Source organism: Corynebacterium haematomassiliense (assembly GCF_013978595.1).
Lineage (GTDB): Bacteria > Actinomycetota > Actinomycetes > Mycobacteriales > Mycobacteriaceae > Corynebacterium > Corynebacterium lehmanniae.
The window spans coordinates 1,344,718-1,367,743 of sequence record NZ_JACDTZ010000001.1; the positions used below are offsets into that span (position 1 = coordinate 1,344,718).

The following is a 23,026-nucleotide window of genomic DNA, read 5'->3' on the forward strand; positions in this document are numbered from 1 at the left end:
CGCAGGTGAGAGGCGATGTTCACCCTTAGCGAACAGGCCGAAAATACACGTCCTCGTGGGCCTTGCAGCCAGGGTTGAAAGGGTGCCCGCAGGAGGGGCAGGACGCGCCGTATTCGGCATACGTCATCATGCGCCCGCACGCGCCGCACATCACGGAGGGCAGTTGCCTATCGACGGGCACGAACCCGTGATCGGCCAACTCATCGTGGCACAGCGAACAGGCCCACAATTTTTCGCATTCGCCGCACGTGTTCGCAACGACGTCGCGCTCGGAGTGCCAGTGGGCGCAACGCCCTTGCCCGTCGACGTCGACTCCGTGGATCAGAGCAGATCCTTCAGCACCGGATCGGCGAGGTTCAGCACGGCCTCGCGGGCACCCGCGGCGGTGCGGGCGTCGACGGCGAAGTTGGCCATCTGACGGCAGGTGTCGAAGTCGTGCAGGCGCAGTGCCGCGCGCACGGCGTTGACTTTGCCTGGCGCCATGGACAGCGACTTCACGCCGAGGCCCACCAGCACGAGCGCCATGAGCGGGTCGCCGCCTGCCTCGCCGCACACGCCGACCGGCTTGCCGGTGGCCTCGCCGCCGCGGCAGGTCTCGCGGATCATGGACAGCACCGCGGGCTGCCACGGCGAGAGCAGCTCAGCGAGTTCGCCCTGCATGCGGTCCGCGGCCATCGTGTACTGCGACAGGTCGTTGGTGCCGATGGAGGCGAAGTCCACCTCTTCCAGCACCTGCCCGGCGCGGATGGCGGCCGCCGGGGTTTCCACCATCACGCCGACCTTTTTCAGCCCGGCGCCGCGGGCGCGCTCGGCGAACCACTTGGCTTCTTCCACGGTGGCGACCATCGGGGCCATGACCCACAGCTCGGAGTTGGGGACGTTGTGAGCTGCGCTTGCAAGCGCCTCCAGCTGGGTGTCCAGCAGGTCTTCGCGCGCCTGCGACAGGCGCAGGCCGCGGCGGCCCAGCGCGGGGTTTTCTTCTTCGCCGAGGTCCGCGAACGACAGCGGCTTGTCCGCGCCGGCGTCCAGGGTGCGCACCACAACGCGCCGGTTGCCGAAGGCCTCGAGCACCTTCGTGTAGGTCTCGGTCTGCTCCTCCAGGCTGGGCGCTGCGTCGCGGTCGAGGAAGAGGAACTCGGAGCGGAACAGGCCGGAGCCCTCGAGGTCGTAGCCGGCTGCCTTCTGCGCGTCCTCGGCGGTGCCGGTATTGGCCAGCAGCTTCACCTTATAGCCGTCGCGGGTCGCGCCCTCGCCGGAGGAACCGGCCAGGGCAGCCGCGCGGCGGCGGGAGCGTTCCTCGAGCTCGTCCACGTCGGATGCGTTCGGCGCGACGATCACTTCGCCGACGCCGCCGTCGAGGGCGACCAGCGGTGCGTCCACAGTCGCCTCCGCGATGCCCTTGACCTGCACGGCACACGGGATGCCCAGCTGCGCCGCCAGGATGGCGGTGTGGGACGTCGCACCGCCCGCCTCGGTGACGATGCCGAGCACCAGGTTCTTGTCCAGCGTCGCCGTCTCCGCCGGCGCGAGGTCGTGCGCGATCAGGATGGACGGCTCGGTCAGATCCGGGATTCCCGGCTCCGGCAGGCCCCGCAGGCGCGCGGTGGCGCGGTCGCGGATGTCGTAGAGGTCGGTGACGCGCTCGGCCATGTAGCCGCCGATTTTGCGCAGCTTGTTGGCGTAGAGCTCCACCGCGTCGTGGATCGCCTTCGTCGGGCCGGTGCCCTTCTTCAGCTCCTTGTCGATGCCGCGGATTAAGCCCTTGTCGGTTGCCAAGGAAGCCGTCGCATCCATCACGGCTTTCGCCGAGTCCGAGTTGGCGTGCTCGGCGCGTGCGGAAAGCGACGCCGCGACGTCGTGAAGCACAGCGCGAATGCGCTCGCTGTCGGCCTCCGGATCGGTGGAGGCGGGCTCGTGCTCGTCGATGCCCACTGCGGGCGTGACCACGGCGATAGGTCCGGACGCGGTGCCGGCCGAAACGCCGATGCCGTGCAGGACGGTGCGGTTAGACATTCGTGTTCACCTCAGTTGTGACCTCGAGAATAGGATCGCCGGCGGCGACCGTGCCGTCCGCAACGTCATTGACGCCACCGAGCTTCTTCGAGTTCACCACTGTAGTGATAACCGTCGTGTCCACGCCGTGGCCGGCGATTGCGGCGAAGTCAACCTCCGCCAGCGGGTCGCCCGCATTGACCATCTGCTTCTTCTCTGCCAGCGGGGTGAAACCCTCGCCGCCGAGCTTGACGGTGTCCACGCCGATGTGGACCAGCAGCTCCACACCGTTATCGGTCTTGATGCCGTAGGCGTGACCCGTCTTGGCCACGGAAATCACCTTGCCGGCCGCCGGAGCGACCACGGTGAGCTTGGCATTTTCGGGTGTGATGCCGACGGCCTGGCCGAGGGCGCCGGAGGCAAACGCGGCGTCCGAAAGCGCTTCCATCGCAACAACCTCGCCCGCAACGGGCGCGAGCACAGTGGCATCCGCATCGCTTGCCGACGTCAGCTTCGCCGGGTCATCCGTGGCCGTGACCTCGTCCTCGACCAGCTCAGCCTCCTCGGCCTCGTCGGCATTGCGAGCGGCAGCGGCGCGGGCGAGCGCCTCCGCCTTCTCCTCCGGGGTGCGGTAGTCCGTGATCAGGATGATGAAGAACGCGGTGAAGAAGGCCACCGCGATGGCGAGCATGTAGACCCACTTCGGGTCGAACACAAACATGGTCGGCAGCGAAGTGAACACGAACGCGTTCGTCTTCACGCCACCGAACGGGGTACCCAGGATCGCGATGGTCAGGCCGCCGGCGAAGCAGCCCACGAGCATGCGCGGGTAGATCTTCTTGTAACGCAGGTGGATGCCGTAGAGCGACGGCTCGGAGATTCCGCCGAGCAGGCCGGCCGCGAGCGCGGAACCGGACGTCTGGCGCATGAGCGGGTCGTGGTCGCGGATGGACAGCGCGAGCACCGCGGCGGTGGCGCCGAAGCAGGCGAAGTTCCACGCACCCATCGGACCCTGGATGAAGTCGTAGCCGAGCGTGTCAATGTTGACCAGCATCAGCGCGTTGAGCGGCCAGTGCAGCCCCAGCGGCACGAGGAACGGGTACAGCATCGGAATCAGCAGGGCGAATACGAACGGCGCGTTGCCGTTCATCCAGGCCAGACCGGTGCCGATCCAGGCGCCGAGCAGGTAGCCGAACGGACCGATGAGGAACGCGGTGACCGGGATCATCACCAGCAGCGTCAAAAACGGCACGAAGACCATGTGCACCGCGGAGGGGATGATTTTCTGCAGCCCCTTATAAAGCAACGCAGCGACCGCGGCCATGATCAGCGGCACGAAGACGTTGCCGTCGTAGCCGTTTTGGATCATGGGCATGCCGAAAACGTCGACAACATCGGTCGGCTCGCCGAAGAGCTCCACCACGCGCGCTTCGGGGTGGTCGGCCAGTTCCATGAAGTTCGGGGTGAACAGCGCCAGCATGATCGCGGCCGGCACCCACGGGTCGATGTCCAGCTTCTTGCCCGCGTTGTAGGCCACCGCCACCGGCAGGAAGAAGAACACGGAGTTCCACATGGCATCCACGAACTGCCAGCCCGGGCTCTTCACTTCCGCGTGGAAGTTCACCAGTTCGAACGCGTCCAGCACCGCGGCGAACGCGATGATCAGCGACGCACCGAGCAGCACACCCAGAATAGGGCGGAAGGAGTCGGAGAGGTACTCGAAGAACGCGTCCAGCCAAGGGACCTTGCCCTTGGCCTTGTCGCGCTGCTGGGCCTTCAAGTCCTCGTTGGACACGTCGCGCCCTGCCAGCTCCGGCAGCTTGTTCATCGCGTTGTAAACGCTGGCCACGTCGCCGCCGACGATCACCTGGTAGTGGTTGCCGCCCTGCGGGACAGCACCCATGACCTTGGGGTTTGCTTCTAGTCGGTCCTTGTCGGCCAGGGAAGCGTCGTAAAGCTCGAAGCGCAAACGTGTCGCGCAGTGCGTCATGGACGCGATATTTTCTGCCCCGCCGACGCCGGCGAGGATGTCGGCGGCCTGATCCTGCAGGCTCGCCTTGGTGGTTGCCATGCTGATGCTCCTTTCAACCACAAAGATTGATCGCATCAAACGTTAGTTGGTTATAACCACCGCACACAACTGCGGATAATTGTTACTTCAGCGGGATACCCCGGCTGTCTCTGTCATAGCCTTCCGCGCCGACAAGCACGAAGATAAATTCCACGAGCACCCACGTGCTCAAACCAAAGAACACGAGTTGCCCGAGAAACATCCACAGGAGCGGCACCGAAAGCAGGAGCAAGAACACCTTGCACGCGCCGCGGGCGTACTGCTTGAGGTAGAAATTGCCCGCCCCAAAGATTCCGAGGAAGAAAAACAGCAGCGCCGCGGTGGTCTTGCTCTTGTGCGGCTCGATGAGCGGTTTCCCACCCTGGTCTCCCGGGTAGTTGGGGTACGGGGTCACACTCACGGCGTATCCGCTTCTATGCTTCCGGCTTCACCATCGGGAAGAGGACCGTCTCGCGGATACCCAGGCCGGTCAGGGCCATCAGCAGGCGGTCCACGCCCATGCCGCAGCCGGCTGTCGGCGGCATGCCCTGCTCCATCGCGGCGAGGAAGTCCTCGTCAAGCTGCATCGCTTCGTCGTCGCCGGCGCTGGCCAGACGGGCCTGGTCCTCGAAGCGCTCGCGCTGGATCACCGGGTCAACCAGCTCGGAGTAGCCGGTGGCCAGCTCGAAGCCGCGGACGTACAGGTCGAACTTCTCGGTCACGCCCTTTTTGCTTCGGTGGTCGCGGGTCAACGGGGAGGTCTCCACCGGGAAGTTGACCACGAAGGTCGGCTCGTAGAGTTGGTCGGAGCACAGCTCCTCCCAGATCTCCTCCACCAGCTTGCCGTGCAGCCAGCCGGCGTTCTCCGGCACCTTCAGGCCGATGGTTTCCGCGATGCCCTTAAGGGTGTCCACGTCGGTGTCGATGGTCACTTCCGGCTGGCCCGGGAACTTACGCTGCAGCGCCTCGTTCAGGCTCGGGTACATCTCCAGAACCTTCCACTCGCCGCCGAAGTCGTACTCCGTGCCGTCCGCGAGCGTGACCTTCTGAGAGCCGAAAACTTCCTCGGCGCAGAACTGCACAAGCCCCTTCATGGTGGCCGCGCCGTCCTTGTAGGTGCCCCACGCCTGGTAGGTCTCCAGCATGGTGAACTCCGGGGAGTGGGAGGAATCCACGCCCTCGTTGCGGAAGTTCCTGTTGATCTCGAAGACGCGCTCGATGCCGCCGACCACGGCCCTCTTCAGGTAGAGCTCGGGCGCGATACGCAGGTACAGGTCAATGTCCAGCGCGTTGGAGCGGGTGACAAACGGACGTGCCGCGGCGCCGCCGTGCAGCGTCTGCAGCATCGGCGTCTCAATCTCCACGAAGTCCAGGCCCGTGAGGTACTTGCGCACCGCCGCGATGACCTTGATGCGGGTCATGGCGTTAGTGCGCGCGTCCTCGCGCATGATCAGGTCGGTGTAGCGGCGGCGCACCCGCTGCTCCTCGTTCATGTCCGCGAACGCCACCGGCAGCGGGTTGAGCGCCTTCGAGGCCATGTGCCAGGACTTCGCCATCACGGACAGCTCGCCGCGCTTGGAGGCGATGACGCGGCCGCGCACGGAAACGATGTCGCCCAGGTCGGTGTCGGCCTTCCACTGCGCCAGCGCTTCTTCGCCGACCTCAGCCAGGGAGAGCATGACCTGCAGCTGGGTGCCGTCGCCTTCCTGCAGGGTGGCAAAGCACAGCTTGCCGGTGTTGCGCTGGAACATGATGCGGCCAGCGACGGCGACCTCGTCCTGGGTTTCCTCGCCGGGCTCCAGCGTGCCGTCGTACTTAGCGCGCAAGTCTTTCAGAGACGTCGTGCGATCGACTTCGACGGGGTAGGCGTCCCGCCCTTCGTCGATAAGCCTCTGCCTCTTCTCCCTGCGGATTTGCTGCTGCTCTGAAAAGTCCTGCGTAGTCACGGCGAATAATCGTAGCTTATTCGCACACCGGGAGGTCCAGTCGCTGGTTCTCAGCGTCGAAACCGTTGACGATGAACAGGTACTCCGGCTTGTCCTGCGGCGTCATCACGTACGCCGGCGGGTTCGCGTCCGGCAGCTCGTAGGAGTAGATCGTGCACTCGCCGGAGCCGAGGACCACGGCTTCGCTCGGGTCCGGCACCGCATCGTCGCGGTCGGACTCGGAGGCGTACTGGGCGACGGAAACGCCGAGCTCATCGTTGGCGCAGCGGATCTTGCCCACCTGGTCGATGTCCAGCGAGCCCGGCTCGCAGGCAAGGTCCTTCCAGCCCTTCTGGCCCGAACGCTCGGAGACGACCTTCGGGTAGTCCTCAGCGATCTGCGCCTCGGCGCCGGCCCAGTCCTCGCCGCGGTGGGTGCTCCAGTACCACAGCGCCGCCAGCGCGATGAGCAGCAGCGCGAGGATGGCGATGATCCACGGCCACGGCGCAGTCTTCTTCTGCTTCGTCGGGACCGTGCGCACGTAGTTGCCGTCGGTGCCGTAGGCGTAGGGCTCCGGCGGCTTGCGGTAGCCGTCCTGCGGGCGCGGCGCCACGGACTGGTCGGGGGATTCAATAGCCACATGCTCGGCAGGGGCGGTCTCCAGCACGCCAGCGCAGGTCCGCGCGCCGGAGCGCGGTTCGTCGCCAGTCATCAGCGCGACCACGTTGGCGAACTTTTCCACGTTGCCCTTCGCCGCCGCCTCGTCGCTTTGCGCCGGGTCGGTGCTCGGCCCTACCAGGGTGAGCTTGACCGGGGTGGTGGACCACTGCGGCTGCACCAAGAGGCGCTCCGGAGTGATGGAGCGCGAGACGAAGCCGGCCAGGCCCTTCAGGTCGTAGTCGTCGATCGCCTCCGCCACCGGCGCGAGCAGGTCGCGCACCTCCTGCGGGGTGAACGTCGCGCCCTTCTCCGCGATCAGGTCCGACAGCGGGGTGCCGGTGGGTGCCTCGCGCAGGACGAACAGCTTGCCGTCCTCGGTGGTGCCCACGCTGCGCGGCTGGAACGCGCCCGGGTGCGCCGCCAGCGCAAGGCGCGAGTTGAGGGTGTTGACTTCATCGCCGATCGCGGAATCCACGGCGGTGTCGAAGACTTCTACTTCCACACCGTGGCCTGTGTCGTCGGTGGCGGTGTAGAGCGTGGACGTCTCGGTGCTCCCGGTCTGTTCAACCTGCTCCGGGGTGAAGGTGAACCCGAAGCGTTCTGCGAGCATTCCGGCGATGGTGGCGTTGGACATGCGCGTGAGTCTACCGGGTGTCATGCTTCGACGTGTTTGAAGCCGACCCCCAGCGGCAGACCCACATTGTCCGTCAGGTGCACCCCGCCCAAATCCACAGCGCCCAAAAGCCGCGCGTCACCCTCCTCGGGCGCCTCGCGCATGGCCAGGTCGCGCAGCTCAAGGTACGTCGGGGCCACACCGGCGGCCTCGAGGACACCGCGCGCGGTCTCCAGGACTTTGGCCTTTCCATGCTCCGCGGCGTGCGCCCCGGCTGTGAGCGCGGCCGAGAGCGCGAGAGCAGCATCCCGCTTATCGACGGCGACAAGCGCGTTCCTGTTCGACAGCGCCAAACCGTCCGGTGTTCGCACCGTGGGCACGCTGTGGAGCTTGCACTCCATGCGCAGGCCGGACACCGCGTACTGGGTGGCCACCAGCACCTCGAAGTCCTTCTCTCCAAGCACCACGTCCGTGGCGTGGGTGGCGTTGATCGCGGCGAGGATCCGCGCGACTGTTTCCTGCGTGTGTTGTGGATCCTCCAGCGGCTCCACGCCGGAGTCCACGCGCACCGACGTTGCCAGCGCCCCGTGGAAGACCACGTCCACCTTCTCCCGGGCGAAGACCTCAGGGACTTCCTCGCCCGAGAACGTGACCACCACGTAGGAGCCGAGCAGCGACTTCGCCGCGCGGATGAGCTCCACGTGCCCGCCGTGGATGTCCGTGCCCAGCGGCACCACAACCACAGACTTGCCGATCTTGCGGAACGCGCGGCCGTAGGTGGCCAGCATCCGCTCCTCGGTGACCACCACTGCCTGGCCTGGTTCGAAAGCCATTTATCCTCCCTCGTATTTCTGAATCACCCACAACTCGGTGTCGGTGTCCTGGTCCACCTCGCCGCGCCTGCGCACCAGATCCACAAACAGGCGGCGAACGCCCGGATCCGGCAATGCGTCGACGAGCTTCTCCAGCTGCTGCGTGTCGTGGGCGTGCCGTGGCGCCGGCGGAGCGAGAAGGAACTGCTGCGCCACCGCGTCGAACCCCGGCACGGCCTCGGCGAGAATCGCCTGTGCGTCGTCGCGGATGACGGCCTCCATCGCCCGCAGCTCCTGGGCGGCGGCGATCGCGGGGCGTGCGTCGTCGTTAATGCGCAAGCTCACCCCGCCGATCTCCGCAATGAGCAGCCCCACCACCGTCTCGCCGAGTTCGTCGGCGGCCGAGGTCACCCACACGTTGTCGAAGATGTTGTGGGCGCACATGGTGATCGCCTGGGCGACCTCCACGTCGTCGAGCAGCTGCTGGCCTTCGTCCAGCGCGGTGTGCAGGAACATCTGCCGCGGGCGGGCGTGGTCGGCCAGGATTTCGCAGGCGGTGCGGATGTCGGCCGACGGGCCGTCGAGAAGCACAAGATCCACGTGCGCGACCGCACCGGGGTCATTGTCGATGTCCAGCGCGCGCACCGTGTGGCCGGCGCGCTCGAAGCGCTCCGCAAGCGGCGAGACGCCGAACACCGCCCCCACCAACAGGCGAGGCGGCATCTACTTCCCCTGGCGAGCGAGCAGCTCGGCGACGGAAACCGCGCCCTCTCCCCGCTCATCGGCGCGGCGGCGGCCAGAACGGCGCTCAGGCCGCGGCTCGGGGGTCGGTTCCGGCGCTGGTTCTGGGGTGGGTTCCGGCGCTGGTTCTGGGGTGGGTTCCGCCTTCGCCTTCTCCGCTTCCCGCTCGTTGATCAGGTCGGACAGCGGGTTGCGCGCCGGGTGGGCGGACGGCTGGGTGCCGATGCGGCCCGCGATCGCGTCCGAGCTCGGCGCGCCGGTCGGACGGGAGGGGCGCACGCGGCTGATCACGACGGTGTCGTCCGTGGACGGGCTGTGCGCCGGCTGCGGCTTCGGCTCCGGGGCGGGTTCCGGAGTTGGCTCTGGTTCTGGCTCTGGCTTCGACTCCAGCTCGCTGATGCGGCGTGCACGGGCTTGCACCGCGGCGGGCTCGTACTCGAAGACGCGGCCGTTGAGTTCCTCCAGCTGGGCGCGCAGCGCCTGGATCTGCTCCTGCAGCTCGCGCAGCGTCTTCACGTCCACGGACGGCGCGGTCTTGGCCTCCAGCTCTTCGCGGTGACGCTGCTCCTGCTCCTTGATGCGCTGCTCGGCGGCCGCAGCCTCGGTCGTGGCCGCGTCGCGGTCCCGGCGCACCTTGGAGTTGATCAGGATCCCGGCTGCACCCGCCCACAGCGCGAAGATCAGCGCGATCTTCAGCGCGTTAGCGGAGTTGGTGAACAGCATGACCACGGTGCCGATGACAGCGACCACAAAAGGCACGATGACCCACAGGCTCGCGCGGTCTGGGGACGCATTCTGGGCACTCATGCCCAACACTCTAGCTAACGCCTTGGCCCTCGTTGGGCGGCGACACCTCGCAGTTTTTCTCCAGCCAGATTCCGGCCGCGCACAGGGCTAGTCCGCCCAGGGTGCCGGCGACCAGCGGTGGGACGTCGCCAGGCGCCGCCTCGAGCACGCCGAGTTTGGTCACCACGTAGCTCAGCGTGCCGCCGTACATGCCGCCGAACACCGCGCCGGCCCAGGCGCTCGCCTTGCCAAAGACCATGAAGTTCGCCGCCTGCATGGGGTTGAGCTGGCTGCGATCCAGCCCGACCTTGCCTTCCTTGCGCCGCTTTCGCACCACGAGCGCGAGCCACGCGGCGATCACGGCCATCACCCACAGCGACAGCGGCACCACCATGCTCAAGGATTCCAGCAGGTTGTAGAACCTTCGCACCAAAATCACCGCTGCGGCGGCGAAGAACCCGGCGACCGCGATCAACCCCTCGTACGGCGTGCGCTTCATAGCTTCCGCACCCCCTGGTCCTCGAGGTTTTCGAGCAGCTCGCTTATCGACGCTCCGTTGAGCACCGCACCCGGATCCACCTCGAACCAGGGCTCGAGCACGAACTGGCGCAGGTGCGCCCGCGGGTGCGGCACGGTCAGCTCCGGGTTGTCAGAGGTGTAGCCCTCGACCCAGATGATGTCCACGTCCAACGTGCGCGGGCCCCACCGCTCCTCGCGGACCCGGTGCGCGCGCTGCTCCAGCTCCTGGCAGCGGGCTAGTAGTTGCTGCGGGGTGTCGTCCACATCCACCAAGAGGGACTGGTTGAGGAAGTCCGGCTGATTGGTGTTTCCCCATGGCGCGGTGGCGTAAATGGAGCTCGCGGCGAGAGTTTCGCCGGCGAACTCGTCGGCGACCGTCTGCAGGTGGGCGCGCGCGTCACCCATGTTGGACCCGGAAGACAGCACGGCACGCATTGGCTACATCCGCTTCCGGGAGCGGCGGGCCACCCCCGCGACGGCGTCGAACACCGCCGGGATCGGTGCGTGCGGCTTGTGCAGGGGAACCTCCACGGCGTGCAGCGCGTCGTAGCTGCGCATCGCCGTCTCGGCGATCTCCACCGCCACCGTCTCAATCAGCTGGCGCGGGGGGCCGGTGGCGATGCGCAACGCCGTTTCCGCCAGCTCCGCGTAGGTGACGGTCTGCGTCAGGTCGTCGTCCTTAGCCGCGCCCGCGAAGTCGAGCCAGCACGTGATGTCCAGAGAAAACGCCTGCCCGAACTCAGTTTCGTGGTCGAGCACGCCGTGGTTGGCGTGGAATGCGAGGCCTTTAAGCTCAATCCGGTCAGCCATTTCTCCACCTTTCTGCCACGTCTACTGCGTCGCGCGAGACCGCCACCTCGTGCACCCGCACGCACCAGGCACCAGCCTGGGCGGCAAGGGCGGTGACTGCCGCGGTGGCCGGGTCGGCGTCGATAGGCGAATGCTCGAGGCCACGCCGCTGGCGGATTTCCATGAGGAAGCGCTTGCGCGAGGCGCCGACGAGGATGGGAAACCCGCTCGCGATGAACTCCGGCAGCGAGTTGAGCAGCGCCCAGTTGTCCGCGGCCGTCTTGGCAAAGCCCAGGCCCGGGTCCAGGATGATCTGGCTTTCGTCCACACCCGCAGCGGTCGCCTTATCGACGAGCTCCGCCAGCACCTCGTGCACATCCCCCACCACGTCGCCGCCGTGGTCAGCCGCGCCGGAGGCGTTGACAAAGGCGTCCGCGCGCCAATGCATCAGGCACACCGGCAGCTGCGTCTCAGCCATCACTCGGTACATGTCGGCGTCCGCCAGGCCGCCGGAGACGTCGTTGATCAGGTCCACGCCCTCCTCGGCCGCTGCCAGGGCGGTGGCGGCGCGCTTGGTGTCCACGGAGGTGCGGATCCCGTCGGCGTGGAGCGCGCGAATCACGGGGCGGATACGCTTTGCCTCCACCTCCGCGGGGACACGGGTGGCGCCGGGGCGGATACGCTTTGCCTCCACCTCCGCGGGGACACGGGTGGCGCCGGGGCGGGTCGATTCCGCACCGACGTCGATGATGTCCGCGCCCAGGCGCACTAGCTCGTGGGCGTGCGCGATGGCGTCGTCCGTTGCGAGCCACTTGCCGCCGTCTGAAAACGAATCCTCCGTGACATTGACAATGCCCATCACACTCGTGCGCCCAGGCACGGTCAGATCGGCAACGGTAGTCATCTTCTATCCCCTAATCAGGCTCAGCACTTCCGCGCGCGAAGCCGCATTGTTCTGGAAGCCGCCGCGCACCGCCGAGGTGGTGGTGGTCGCGCCCGGCTTGCGGATCCCGCGCATGGCCATGCACAGGTGCTCGCACTCGATGACCACGATAACCGCAGAGGCATTGAGCTTGTCGACGATCGCGTCCGCAATCTGCGCCGTCAACCGCTCCTGCACCTGCGGACGCTTCGCGTACATGTCCGCCACGCGCGCCAGCTTGGACAGGCCGGTGACCTTGCCCTCCGGGCCCGGGATGTAGCCGATGTGCGCCTCGCCGTAGAACGGCACCAAGTGGTGCTCGCAGGTGGAGTAGATCGGGATGTCGCGCACCAGCACCAGCTCGCGATGGTTCTCGGAGAACGACTTCTCCAGGTGCACCTTCGGATCCTCGTGCAGGCCCGCAAAGACCTCCTCGTAGGCGCGCGCGACGCGGGCCGGGGTTTCCACCAGGCCCTCGCGGTCCGGGTCCTCCCCGACCGCGATGAGCAACTCGCGCACAGCAGCCTCTGCGCGCTCTCGGTCGAAGTTCGCGTTAGTCATCGTCCCTCCTGTGCTTCGGCGCGCGCTCCTCGCGCGGCAACTGGGTGGTCTCCGCATCCGGGGTGGTCTCCGGTTCCGGGCTGCGGGCGGCGTGGTCCGGCCGCTCGTTTTCCGGCAGACGGAAGCCGATCTGTTCGGTCTTTTCCGTCGGGTAGTTGCGGGTGCCCGGGTGCTGCTCCTTCGGCGCTCCCTTGTACGTCCAGCCCTCAGGCGGTTTCGGGCCACCGTATTGCGGCGGATCGGACTTCGGCTGCTGCCATCGGGTGGAGCCCTTCCTCGGCGCCGGGTTTTGCTCCGCCTCGCGTTCCTTCCGGCGGCGCTCGCGGGTGGCCTTGGAAGCCTCCAGGATGGAGAAGCGCTTCGGCGGCTCTTCGCCGCGCTCCTTGGCAATCTCCACCGGGGTCTTCACCGGCTCGCGGTCCGACTGGCGCCCGAAGCGCGCGTCGTGCGCCGGCAGCGGCGGGCGGACCGGCTCGACGGTGTCGAAGATGGCCTCCAGATCGCCGCGGCGCAGCGTCTCCTTCTCCAGGAGCTTCGAAGCCAGTGTGTCCAGCTCGTCGCGGTAGCGCTCGAGGGTGCTGTAGGCGACCTTGTGCGCTTCGTCGAGAAGCATCTGCATCTCCTCGTCGATCTTGGCCGCCACCGCCGGCGAGTACTCCAGGGAGCCGCCAGAGGCCCGGCCGGAGAAGGGATCGCCCTGCTCCTGGCCGTACTTCACCGGACCGAGCGCGGAGGTCATGCCGTATTCGGTGACCATCGCACGGGCGATTTTCGTCGCCTGCTCGATGTCGTTGGACGCGCCCGTGGTCGGCGCGCCGAAGACCAGCTCCTCGGCGGAGCGCCCGCCCATGGCAAACACCATGCGGGCGAACAGCTCGTCGCGGGTGTACATGCCCTTGTCGTCCTCGTCGGCAGTCATGGCAAAGCCGCCGGTGCGGCCGCGGGCGAGGATAGTCACCTTGTACACGCGCTCGATGTCCTTCAGCGCCCAGGCGGCGAGCGTGTGGCCGCCTTCGTGGTAGGCGGTGACCTTCTTCTCGTGCTCGGAAATGACCTTGCTGGAGCGGCGCGGGCCGCCGATGACGCGGTCCGTCGCCTCCTCCAGGGCATCCGCGGTGATCACGTTGCCGCCGATGCGGGCGGTCAGCAGCGCGGCCTCGTTGAGCACGTTGGCCAGATCAGCGCCGGACATGCCGGCGGTGCGCTTGGCCAAAGCGTCGAGCGAGACGTCGTCTGCAAGCGGCTTGTTCTTGGCGTGCACCTTGAGGATCTGCGCGCGGCCTGCGATGTCCGGGTTGGTCACCGGGATCTGGCGGTCGAAGCGGCCGGGGCGCAGCAGTGCCGGGTCCAGGATGTCCGGGCGGTTCGTCGCCGCAATCAGGATCACGCCCTCGCGGCCGGAGAAGCCGTCCATCTCCACCAGCAGCTGGTTGAGAGTCTGCTCGCGCTCGTCGTGGCCGCCGCCCATGCCGGAGCCGCGCTGGCGGCCCACCGCGTCGATCTCGTCGACGAAGATGATGCACGGGCTGTTCTCGCGGGCCTGCTTGAACAGGTCGCGCACACGGGAGGCGCCCACGCCGACGAACATCTCCACGAAGTCGGAGCCGGAGATGGTGTAGAACGGCACACCCGCCTCGCCGGCCACGGCGCGCGCGAGCAGCGTCTTACCGGTGCCGGGCGGGCCGTAGAGCAGCACGCCGCGCGGGATCTTCGCGCCGAGCTTTTCGTACACGGTCGGGTCGGTGAGGAAGTCCACCACCTCGTGCAGCTCGTCCACCGCCTCGTCGGCGCCGGCGACGTCCGCGAAGGTGTTGGTCGGGTTGTCCTTGGTCAGCTGCTTCGCCTTCGAGCCGCCGATGCCGAACGGCCCGCCACCGCCCGCCTGCATGCGGTACATGAAGTAGAAGATCAGGCCGAAGACCAGGATCATCGGCAGCATGAAGCCGAGCATGGACATCAGGAAGGATTCCTGCGTCACGTTCGTCTCGTACTTGTTCGCGCCGGATTCGCGCACCGCGCCGAAGATCTCCGGGGTGGTGCGTGCCGGGTACTGCGCGGAGATCGCCTCGACACCCTCGCGCTCATCCACGGTGATCGGCTCGCGCAGGTCGATGCGCACGCGCTGCTCACGGTCGTCGATCTGCACTTCTTCCGCGTTGTGGTTCTGCAGCTGTTCAAGCGCCACAGAGGTGTCCACACGCTGGTAGGCGCGGGAATCGTCCCCGATCAACGTGAGCAGATAGAGGACGATCAACGCGATGGCGCCAATGACGCCCCACCGCAAAACCTTTTTATTTTTGCTCATAAACCTTTGTTCTAGTCAGCGTCTGAGTACACGCGCGGGTGCAGCGTGCCCACGTACGGCAGGTCCCTGTAACGCTCGGCGTAATCAAGGCCGTAGCCGATGACAAACTCGTTGGGAATATCGAAGCCGATGTCCAGCAGGTCAATCTTGGCCGTCTGCACATCGGGCTTGCGCAGAAGAGTAACGACTTCGAGGCTCTTCGGGTTCCGGTTGCGCAGATTGCGCAGCAGCCAGGACAGGGTCAGGCCAGAATCGATGATGTCTTCCACCACGAGCACATCGCGGCCGGCGATCTCCTTGTCCAGGTCCTTCAAGATGCGCACCACGCCGGAGCTGGTGGTGGAGTTGCCGTAGGACGACACGGCCATGAACTCCATCTCCGCCGGGATGGTCAGTTTGCGCGCGAAGTCGGTGAGGAAGAACACCGCGCCCTTAAGCACGCACACCAGGATCAGGTCTTCGTCCGAGTCGCGGTACTTCTCCGAGACCATGTCCGCCAGCTCCTGGATGCGCTCCTGGAGCACATCTTCCGGGATCAAAATCGCCTCGACGTCATCGCCGTAGCGGTTCGCTGGGACGTCGAAGTCCTTTTTGTCGTGCAACTCGGTCATGGGCTGGCCCTTCCCTCTCGCGGTTCTAGCGCTTCAGTTTGCGTTTACGTGCGCGTAACTTCCACATCTTGCCACCTGCCAGGCGGTAGGTACAACCATCTGCGGGGTTCGGGTCAGCTAAAACGTTCCGATCAGTTCAGCTCGGTCTCGTCGCGGCTTAGCACCGCGTCATCGAAGAGCCCGTCGCAGTCTTCAAGGATGCCACCCTCAATGCCATGCGCAGCTTGAAATTCCCGCAGGCGACGCACCACATGTTCACTCTGAAAATCCCGTGTTGTTTCCTTGTCCATCAGCACCTCCCGTTTGTATGCAGACCATATACACAGCGGGTTTAATCCACAATGGTCAACTTTCCCTGCCGACGCACCACCGCGCGCCCGCCCGCGACAGCCACGGGCCCTTGCCCGTGCCAATCGACGACCAAGGCTTCCACCGCGTCGAGCTGGTCCCCTTGCACCGGCACGCCTTCCCCCAAGAGCCATGCTGCTAATCGACGCCTCCGGACCGGCTCCGCATCCGCCTTCAACTCCGCACAGCAGGTAGTCGGCGCGAGGTCGGTCAGCGACGCGATCAGGGCCTGGTCCGCCGCGATCCGGTCCGCGGTGGCCGCGAGCGCGGGGACGGCGTCGCCGCCGAGAAGCTCGCTGAGCAGGGGCAACACCTGGTTGCGCATCGCCACGCGGCGGAAGGCCGGGTCCGCGTTCATCGGGTCGTGCCACGGATCGAGGCCGAGCTCCCCGCAGGCGCCGACGGTGTCCGCGCGGCGGATGCCCAGAAACGGCCGGACGATGCGCCCATTGCGCGGAGCCATGCCGGACGGGTTGCCGCGCAGCGCGCCAAGCAGGAGCGTTTCCGCCTGGTCGTCGGCGGTGTGGCCGACCCAGACATCACTCCCGTACGCCAGCAGGGCCTCGTACCTGGCGCTGCGCGCGGCCGCCTCCAGGTTGCCCTCGCCCACCTCGACGCGGACGACTTCGGCTGCGAGGCCGAAAGCTTTGACTGTCTGTACCGCCCGTTCCGCCACCGCGTTGGAACCGTCCTGGAGGCCGTGGTCCACCACCACGCAGCGGACGTCCTTCTTCTCTGCCGCTGCCGCGGCGGCCAAGGCGAGCGAGTCGGGCCCGCCGGACAGGCCGATGATGGCGGGGGCGTCGAAGGGGCGGAGTGCTCGTCGGCAGGCAAGGAAGTGCGGCGAGCGGCGCGGCCAGAATGGGTCCATCAGAACTCGCGCAGTGCGGAGGTGAACTCGTCCATGGCGCGGCGCGCGGCGAGGACGTCGGCGTCGTTGCAGATCAGGGCGAACGTGTAGACGTTGCCGTTCACACTGGTCACGGTGCCGGCCAGCGACGCGGTGCCGTCGAGTGTGCCCGTTTTCGCGCGCACCCAGCCGCGGCCCGCGAGGTCGCTGTAGCGGTCCAGGAGCGTGCCCTCGCCGGCGGCCACGGGCAGCGCGGACAGCAGAGGACGCAGCGCGGGCTGGGCGGTGGCGTCGTACAGCAGCGCGTCCAAAAGCTTCGGCGCGATGCGGTTGTCCGCGGACAGCCCGGAGTTGTCGTGCAGGACGAGCCCGGCGGTGTTGAAGCCGCGCTCCTCCAGCACGCTCTGGGTCGCGCCCGGCGCGTCCGTGGTGCCGCGCGCCAGCGCCACTTCGCGCCCGATGGCTTCGGCGTAGACGTTGTCGGAGTTTTTCATCATCAGCTCGAGCCGCTCCACCAGCGTCGGCGACTCCACCGCGGCGACAACCTCGCCGTCGCCCTGGCCTTCACCGACGTTCTGCGCGCCGACGCGCTCCGCCAGCGCCTGCGCCACCTCGAGCGCCGGGGTGTGGGAGCGGGGCACGTCGCCGGAGGTCTCGCCGTTTAACCGTCCGCCGGACAGCATCGCGGGCTGCAGGGGCGCGACGAACCCGCCGTCGATGTCCAACGGGTCCCAGCCCGGCATGAGCTCCGGCATGCCGTCCCAGGCGGAGGTGTCGATGAGCACCGTGCCGGCCTCCCCCACCTGCGCCGCGAGCTCATCCAGAGCTTCACTGTTCAGCCACACGTCGCCTGCCGCCTTGATCACTACTTCCCCCGGGTTCGCACCGCGCACCACCTCCGTGGTGATGCGGTCCTGTGCGCCCAGGCTCAGCAGCGCCGCCGACGCGGTGAGCACCTTCGTCACACTCGCCGGCTTCAGCGCCTCGTCGGAGGCGCGGTCGAACACCGCCTCGCCGGTGCCAGCCTGTGTGACGTGGCCGTGGAACACGCCCAGGTCAGGGTTGTCGGCGAGTGTTGCCAGGGTCGTTCGCAGCGAAGCGTCGTCGATAGGCGAAGGCTCCGCGGGCTCCAACACGGTCGGGGCCGACTGCAGCTGGTACGGCGGCGCGTGCGTGATCTCGGAGAGCTGCTCGTGCGCCGCGATGCCGAAGCCTGCGACACCGCCGACCGCAGCGAGCGCGACGGCGCCTGCGACCCAAGTCCATACCTTCATCGGCCAAAATGGTAGCCGAAGTATGATGGCGTGCAGACATTCACCGAACAAAGGAGAAGTAATGGCTATCGAGGTCATCATCGAGATCCCCAAGGGCTCCCGCAACAAGTACGAGGTGGACCACGAGACCGGTCGCGTCTTCCTCGACCGCTACCTGTTCACCCCGATGGCGTACCCGGCGGACTACGGCTTCATCGACAACACGCTTGCCGATGACGGCGACCCGCTCGATGCCCTTGTGATCACCCCGGAGCCCGTCTTCCCTGGCGTGACCGTGATCGCACGTCCGATCGGCGTGTTCAAGATGACCGACGAGGCCGGCGGCGACGACAAGCTGCTCTGCGTCATCGACGACGTGCGCTACGAGTCCTACCAGGACATCTCCGACGTCTCCGACTTTGTCAAGGACGAGATCGAGCACTTCTTCGTGCACTACAAGGACCTCGAGCCGAACAAGGAAGTCACTGGCTCAGGCTGGGGCGACAAGGCCGAGGCGGAGAAGATCCTGCAGGCCGCGCTCGACGAGTTCAAGCGCGTCGGCGACAACTCCCGCGAGGGCCTCGAGGCCGACAAGGACGCTAAGACCGTCAACTAGTTTGCTTATCGACGGCTAAAGCCGGGCCCGCAATCATTCGCTGGCCCGGCTTTTTGTTGCGCTGCTAGAACCAGCTGCGCATGAACGCGAGACCGAGGCCGATCGCGGAGATCGCGGCCGCGGCCACCGGCAGGATGATCGCCAGCGGCGAGACGCGCTTCGGCTGTTCGGGGGTGGGCTCCGGCGCGACCGTAGTCTCGATGACGGTCGTGCGACGCTCGGTGGACGTCTGGCTTGTCGACGGCTGCGTTTTCACCGTCGTACGGACCGGGGTCGGGGCAACCTCAACGACCGTGGAGTTGCGCTCGCCGACCCACTCGTAAACGTTGCCGTTGTTCGCCGGGGTGGGCGTCGGCGTCGGGGTAGCGGAGCTCGTCGATAGGCGAGCTGCTCGCAGGTCGTTCGCCTGGATGAGCACCTGGGCATCCAGCGGCTGCGGGGTTTTGGCCACCTTGCCGCGGTTGGTGCCGTCCTTCATCAGCGCGCCGTCGCAGGAGTGCGCCAGGCCCATGGCGTGGCCGAGCTCGTGCGCGATGGTCATGACCAGGCTCTCGTAGTAGCCGCTGCGCAGAATGTCCGGGTTGAGCAAAAGCTCCATGTTGTTCACGTTGCCCTGCACGCGGCCGACGACGTAGCCGCCCAGGTTGGCCTCCCGCACGGTGACCACCTTGTAGCCGGGCTGGTCCACGTACTCGAAGCGCATCAGGCCGCCGGTGGCGCTGACCCACTGGTCCGTGGCCTGGGTGATGTACGGCTTGTACTTCGCCGGCGCGAAGATGCGCAGGACGCCGTTGTCGATGGCGTTCTCGTTGCCGCTGAGTAGGTAGTTGCCGATGTTCGGGATCGGCTGGCCCATGTTCGCCGCTGCGGTGGCGGCGCGGCACTCCCGACCAATCGGGTCGACGGCGGCCTGGGCCGGGGTGACGATCGTACCTGCCGCGACGGCGGCGGCACAGCAGGATGCGAGCAGATGTCTATAATTCACCAACTCAGAGAACACCATTCTCCAAGCTGGCGCAAATCTGCGCGGCTAGATCAGGCGGCGGCGGGCGAACGCGAAGAAGCCTGCGCCCAGTGCGCTTGCCAGCGCAAGCGCGAACAGCGCGCGGGCGACGGTGTTGGAACCAGTCTCCGCTTCCAGGCCACGGGCGGGTGCGGCGTACGGGGATGTGATCTCGTCGTTGACGGCAGCCTCTACAGCCTCGCCTGCAGCACGCGCGGCCTCAAGCCCCTGACGACCGATCTCGCCAGCGTTGGCCTGGATCATCGCCTCGGATTCCGCAGTCTCCTCCGGGGTGACGTCCGCGTTGACGCGGGTGACATCGGCGACGAAGGTGTGGCCGTCCTTGTTCAGGAAGTACGTCTTGCCGTCCAGCGTGAGCACCGGCGGGAACTTCACCAGGCCGTGGGCGACGGGGTTGTCGTCGGCGGGATCCACGTCCTCGGCGCCGAGCGGCTCCTCCGGCGCGTTTTCCGGAGATGGGACGGGCGCTTCGGTGGGCGTTTCGGCGGGCGTTTCGGTGGCTTCCGTAGCTTCCGGGTCGGTCGGCACCGGCTCGCCCGTCGGCTGGTCGGCGGGCTGGTCCCGAATCACACCGGAGCCGATCAAACCTGCGACCGCGGCATCCGCGACCGCGACCGCGCGCTCCTGCTGGCCGCTGTCCAGCTGCGCATACGGCTGCGCCGCCTCCTGGAGCGTGCGCACGTAGTGGGAGCCCTCCTCGTTGAGGAAGTACTGCTCGCCGCGTGCGTCGGCGGTCTCGGCCGGCAGATCCTGCGCGGTTGCGGCGACCGGCACAGCGAGCAGAGCTGCGGCGGCAGCAGTTGCGACAGCGGCGGCGCGGGTGGTGCGGTTCATGACGGACTCCTAGGAAGTTCGGGGAAGCTCGAGGGGTCAAACCTCAAGCGTTGGTTGAGAGTTTACACACTTTGCCCCCATTTTTCACTCCAGTAACAGCTGTTTTCTTCCTGCTTGGGACTAACCAGACCTCAGCAGCAAACCAGACCTCAGCGGCGGGCGCGACCAGGGGTTTTAGATACGCAAAACGCTTGAGGTCTGGTTACGCGAAAGTAACCAGACCTCAAGCGAAGAAGAGGGGGTCGCCTAGACCAGGAAGCGGCGGCCAGCCACGAACGCGGCAGCGCCCAGCACGGAAGCGATCACCAGCGCGAACAGGGTGCGCACGAGCGTGTTGGAGCCGGTCTCAGCCTCGACGCCACGGTTAGCGGCGGCAGCGACCTGCTGCGCTGCGATCTCGTCGGCGTGCTCAGCGCGGAGCTGGTCGGACTTCTCCTTCTCCTCCGGGGTCGGCTGCTGGTTCACGCGCTCGGAGGAGCCGACCAGGGTCTCGCCGTCCTGGTTGAGGAAGTAGGTCACGCCAGCGATGACGACCGGGATGCCGATCGCAGCGGCTGCGATGCCCGCGATCGCGCCCGGGGACAGCTCGGCGTTGGCCTCGCCAGCTGCACCGTTGGAGCTGCCCGCGCCAGCGCCGGCGCCGCCCAGGTTTGCATCCACAGTTGCGGAGACGGTGGTGTCCGTACCCGCCGGCACCGTAAGCGTGGTCGCGGTGGAAGTGGAGGTTGCAGTAGCGGCAGCCTCGCCGGTCGCCTTCGGCGCCGGGGCCTGGGGAGTGGTGGTGGTGGACTCAGCGGCCGGCTCGGCCTTCCCCAGCACGATCGTCTCACCGGAGCCGTCCGCAAGGGTGGCGACAATGTCACCGTTGTCTGCCAGGGAAACCTCCGCGGCGTTCTCTGCGCCGGCCGGGGTGGTTGCGGCCTCCTTGTATTCGCCGTTGACCAGCTCGTAGTACGTGCCGTTCGGGGCAACGATGACGGCCGGGAAACGAGCCTCGATAGCCTTCGTGGCGATCTCGGTCGGGTCGATGGTGGTCTGGGCGTCGGCGGCGGGGGTCACGGAAATTGCGATCGCGCCGGCCATTGCGGCTGCGGCGAGCGTGCGGACGGTGCGCTTCATTGGGGCTCCTATCGGGAAAGTCTAAACCTCAGGTCGAAGGTTACGCCACAACAGTAAACACGTTTCACACAAGTCTCAACTAAAACTTCAGACTTTTTGGACAACACCTGTAAAGCCGCAGGTCAAACCCCGCAAAAGAGACGCAAAAATCTTGACTACCGCGGCTCGAAGGCCGTCTCAACCTCGTCATCGGTCGCCGTTCCGGCCAGCTGCCACCCCACCACGGCGTTGCGCACGCTGTCCGCCAGCAGGTTCGCCGGCTGGATGCAGGAAATGGTCAGCAGCCGCCCCGGCATCGGCCCCGTCCCCCAGATCTCCGCGTTGCCCGCCAGCGCGCCCTTGTCCGGATCGTGCAGGTCGGTCGCGGTGTACTTCAGCCAGTCGTCGCCCGAGGTTTCCGTGCGCAGGAACAGCGTGTCGCCTTTGGCTACGGTGTGGCGTTCGGCTTTGCCGTCGTAAAGCTTGTTAAACACCGCATCCACGCCCGCGCCGGTATGCCCCGCCACGACCACGATGTCGCCGGCGTCCGTGCCCGGCAGCTCGTACGGGTAGCCCTCCCCCGTCAGCGCGCACGCCTTATCCATGCTTTTCGGGTCGATCTTGCCGTCCACCACGCGGCAATCCGCCTGCTCGAACCCGGCGCGCAGCCCCAGCACCGGCACCACCATCTCCACCGGCCGCCCCTGCGCGATCGAGGCAGCAGCTTGCCGACGGGGCTCCGCCGACACCGACGTCTCTGGTGCTGCCGCTGGGGGGTCCGAAGGTTCGTCGTGAAGCAGTGCCTTGAAACCTGCGCGCACCAGAAGGAACAGAATCAGCAGTGCGACGATGCGGCGGACGTGGTACTTCACGGCAGTTATCATACGAGCCATGAAGGAAGTTTCCGTAGATAAAGTCCCCGCAGGCGCGCAGCTTATCGACGTCCGCGAGCCCGACGAGTACGCCGCCGTCCGCGCCGAGGGCGCCGTGAACATCCCACTGTCCGAGTTCGTCGCACGCACCGACGAGATCGACCCGGAGCGCGACATTTACCTGATCTGCAAGTCCGGCGGCCGCAGCGCGCAAGCCGGCGAATACCTGGAGCAGGCCCGCGGCTGGGACAACGTCATCAACGTCGCCGGCGGCACCACTGCCTGGGTGGAGCAGGGCCTGCCACACCAAAATTAGGCAGTCTTAGGCGTTCCCAATTGTTGGGCGCCTAAACATAGTTATGATGAAGGCCATGCCCACGCTCCCCGAACTGCCGTCCACACTGGCCAAGTCCCCCCACTTCCAGGTTGAACGCGTGCGCAGGCACACCAAAGACGAGGTCGAGCGCACCCTGGCCAAGCACGACTCCACCATGCGCGAGTACTGGATCCTCACGTGCGTGGACGGGGAGCCGATGAGTCAGCGCCAGCTGTCGGAGCTGCTCACCATCGACGCGTCCGACATGGTCCGCCTCATCGACAACCTGGAGAACAACAACTGGGTCACCCGCGAGCGCGACCCGAAGGACCGACGCCGCCAGATCGTCGCCGCCACCAAGAAAGGCACCAAGGTGCTGGCGAAACTTGCCGCGGACGTGGCTGAGGCGGAGGACCGCGCGCTGGAGGCGTCTTCCAACAAGCAGCTGAAGAGCCTGCGCAAGCTCTCCCAGGCGCTGGACGGCGACGACTAGAACGTGGGCGGGCGCAAATAGTTGGCGTTTCCCATA

At 66.8% G+C, this 23,026-nt stretch carries 26 protein-coding genes; 3 read left to right on the plus strand and 23 right to left on the minus strand.

Features of this window, described 5'->3' with window-relative positions; genetic code table 11:
- Window positions 1–25: 25 nt before the first annotated feature.
- The 19 genes from H0193_RS06490 to dacB all read right to left on the minus strand — a co-directional run bounded on the left by H0193_RS06490 (window position 26) and on the right by dacB (window position 17,758).
- Window positions 26–424, minus strand: a complete 399-nt coding sequence (locus H0193_RS06490; RefSeq protein ID WP_338025170.1) for a CHY zinc finger protein — start codon at window positions 422–424, stop codon at window positions 26–28.
- Window positions 322–2,013 (minus strand): phosphoenolpyruvate--protein phosphotransferase, encoded by a 1,692-nt coding sequence (gene ptsP / locus H0193_RS06495; RefSeq protein WP_181889073.1) that lies wholly within the window; start codon window positions 2,011–2,013, stop codon window positions 322–324. The genes H0193_RS06490 and ptsP overlap by 103 nt, the downstream gene beginning before the upstream one ends.
- Entirely contained in the window at window positions 2,006–4,063 is a 2,058-nt protein-coding gene (locus tag H0193_RS06500; protein WP_181889074.1) for a glucose PTS transporter subunit IIA, read from the minus strand. The genes ptsP and H0193_RS06500 overlap by 8 nt, the downstream gene beginning before the upstream one ends.
- A gap of 82 nt (window positions 4,064–4,145) precedes the next feature.
- Window positions 4,146–4,457 carry an NINE protein gene (locus H0193_RS06505; protein ID WP_338026614.1) on the minus strand — a complete coding sequence of 104 codons (312 nt, stop codon included), beginning with the start codon at window positions 4,455–4,457 and terminating at the stop codon, window positions 4,146–4,148.
- 19 nt (window positions 4,458–4,476) lie between these two features.
- A complete protein-coding gene (gene lysS, locus H0193_RS06510; protein ID WP_181889076.1) occupies window positions 4,477–5,988 on the minus strand; it encodes a lysine--tRNA ligase in 1,512 nt (503 codons plus the stop codon).
- 16 nt (window positions 5,989–6,004) lie between these two features.
- Complete coding sequence (locus H0193_RS06515; protein WP_181889077.1) at window positions 6,005–7,261, minus strand: protein kinase family protein; 1,257 nt, start codon at window positions 7,259–7,261, stop codon at window positions 6,005–6,007.
- A 20-nt stretch (window positions 7,262–7,281) separates the two neighbouring features.
- Complete coding sequence (locus H0193_RS06520; RefSeq protein ID WP_181889078.1) at window positions 7,282–8,073, minus strand: pantoate--beta-alanine ligase; 792 nt, start codon at window positions 8,071–8,073, stop codon at window positions 7,282–7,284.
- A complete protein-coding gene (locus H0193_RS06525) occupies window positions 8,074–8,775 on the minus strand; it encodes a 6PGD fold domain-containing protein (RefSeq protein ID WP_181889079.1) in 702 nt (233 codons plus the stop codon).
- Window positions 8,776–9,600, minus strand: a complete 825-nt coding sequence (locus tag H0193_RS06530) for a DUF6779 domain-containing protein (RefSeq protein ID WP_181889080.1) — start codon at window positions 9,598–9,600, stop codon at window positions 8,776–8,778. It abuts the gene before it with no gap.
- Window positions 9,601–9,610: 10 nt separating this feature from the next.
- Window positions 9,611–10,078, minus strand: a complete 468-nt coding sequence (locus H0193_RS06535) for a DUF3180 domain-containing protein (protein ID WP_181889081.1) — start codon at window positions 10,076–10,078, stop codon at window positions 9,611–9,613.
- Window positions 10,075–10,533 carry a 2-amino-4-hydroxy-6-hydroxymethyldihydropteridine diphosphokinase gene (gene folK, locus H0193_RS06540; RefSeq protein ID WP_181889082.1) on the minus strand — a complete coding sequence of 153 codons (459 nt, stop codon included), beginning with the start codon at window positions 10,531–10,533 and terminating at the stop codon, window positions 10,075–10,077. Before folK ends, H0193_RS06535 begins: the two co-directional genes overlap by 4 nt.
- Before the next feature lie 3 nt (window positions 10,534–10,536).
- Entirely contained in the window at window positions 10,537–10,908 is a 372-nt protein-coding gene (folB, locus tag H0193_RS06545) for a dihydroneopterin aldolase (protein ID WP_181889083.1), read from the minus strand.
- A complete protein-coding gene (gene folP / locus H0193_RS06550; protein ID WP_181889084.1) occupies window positions 10,901–11,791 on the minus strand; it encodes a dihydropteroate synthase in 891 nt (296 codons plus the stop codon). The genes folB and folP overlap by 8 nt, the downstream gene beginning before the upstream one ends.
- A gap of 3 nt (window positions 11,792–11,794) precedes the next feature.
- Window positions 11,795–12,370: a GTP cyclohydrolase I FolE gene (folE, locus tag H0193_RS06555; protein WP_070474724.1), complete on the minus strand. Its 576-nt coding sequence runs from the start codon at window positions 12,368–12,370 to the stop codon at window positions 11,795–11,797.
- Window positions 12,363–14,675, minus strand: a complete 2,313-nt coding sequence (gene ftsH, locus H0193_RS06560) for an ATP-dependent zinc metalloprotease FtsH (RefSeq protein WP_181889085.1) — start codon at window positions 14,673–14,675, stop codon at window positions 12,363–12,365. The genes folE and ftsH overlap by 8 nt, the downstream gene beginning before the upstream one ends.
- An 11-nt stretch (window positions 14,676–14,686) precedes the next feature.
- On the minus strand, window positions 14,687–15,286 hold the full coding sequence (gene hpt / locus H0193_RS06565; protein ID WP_181889086.1) for a hypoxanthine phosphoribosyltransferase: 600 nt from the start codon (window positions 15,284–15,286) through the stop codon (window positions 14,687–14,689).
- A 131-nt stretch (window positions 15,287–15,417) separates the two neighbouring features.
- Window positions 15,418–15,582, minus strand: coding sequence for a hypothetical protein (locus H0193_RS06570; RefSeq protein ID WP_181889087.1), 165 nt, complete (start codon window positions 15,580–15,582; stop codon window positions 15,418–15,420).
- A 35-nt stretch (window positions 15,583–15,617) separates the two neighbouring features.
- On the minus strand, window positions 15,618–16,505 hold the full coding sequence (tilS, locus tag H0193_RS06575) for a tRNA lysidine(34) synthetase TilS (protein WP_181889088.1): 888 nt from the start codon (window positions 16,503–16,505) through the stop codon (window positions 15,618–15,620).
- Window positions 16,505–17,758, minus strand: a complete 1,254-nt coding sequence (gene dacB / locus H0193_RS06580; protein WP_181889089.1) for a D-alanyl-D-alanine carboxypeptidase/D-alanyl-D-alanine endopeptidase — start codon at window positions 17,756–17,758, stop codon at window positions 16,505–16,507. The genes tilS and dacB overlap by 1 nt, the downstream gene beginning before the upstream one ends.
- Window positions 17,759–17,819: 61 nt before the next feature.
- Between dacB and H0193_RS06585 the strand changes: the two genes are divergently transcribed.
- Complete coding sequence (locus tag H0193_RS06585; RefSeq protein ID WP_181889090.1) at window positions 17,820–18,353, plus strand: inorganic diphosphatase; 534 nt, start codon at window positions 17,820–17,822, stop codon at window positions 18,351–18,353.
- 64 nt (window positions 18,354–18,417) lie between these two features.
- Here the strand turns inward: H0193_RS06585 and H0193_RS06590 are convergent, their stop codons facing one another.
- The 4 genes from H0193_RS06590 to H0193_RS06605 form a co-directional block, all read right to left on the minus strand.
- Window positions 18,418–19,338: a zinc metalloprotease gene (locus H0193_RS06590; RefSeq protein ID WP_181889091.1), complete on the minus strand. Its 921-nt coding sequence runs from the start codon at window positions 19,336–19,338 to the stop codon at window positions 18,418–18,420.
- Between the two features lie 45 nt (window positions 19,339–19,383).
- The gene (locus H0193_RS06595) at window positions 19,384–20,211 is read right to left on the minus strand and encodes a hypothetical protein (RefSeq protein ID WP_181889092.1); all 828 of its coding nucleotides are present in this window, start codon (window positions 20,209–20,211) and stop codon (window positions 19,384–19,386) included.
- Window positions 20,212–20,457: 246 nt separating this feature from the next.
- Window positions 20,458–21,330, minus strand: coding sequence for a hypothetical protein (locus H0193_RS06600; RefSeq protein ID WP_181889093.1), 873 nt, complete (start codon window positions 21,328–21,330; stop codon window positions 20,458–20,460).
- A gap of 155 nt (window positions 21,331–21,485) precedes the next feature.
- Complete coding sequence (locus tag H0193_RS06605; RefSeq protein ID WP_338026615.1) at window positions 21,486–22,181, minus strand: hypothetical protein; 696 nt, start codon at window positions 22,179–22,181, stop codon at window positions 21,486–21,488.
- Window positions 22,182–22,200: 19 nt separating this feature from the next.
- On the opposite strand from H0193_RS06605, the gene H0193_RS06610 reads away from it, so the two are divergent.
- A complete protein-coding gene (locus tag H0193_RS06610) occupies window positions 22,201–22,497 on the plus strand; it encodes a rhodanese-like domain-containing protein (RefSeq protein WP_181889094.1) in 297 nt (98 codons plus the stop codon).
- Between the two features lie 55 nt (window positions 22,498–22,552).
- Window positions 22,553–22,990 (plus strand): MarR family winged helix-turn-helix transcriptional regulator, encoded by a 438-nt coding sequence (locus H0193_RS06615; protein WP_181889095.1) that lies wholly within the window; start codon window positions 22,553–22,555, stop codon window positions 22,988–22,990.
- The last annotated feature ends 36 nt before the right edge of the window (window positions 22,991–23,026 follow it).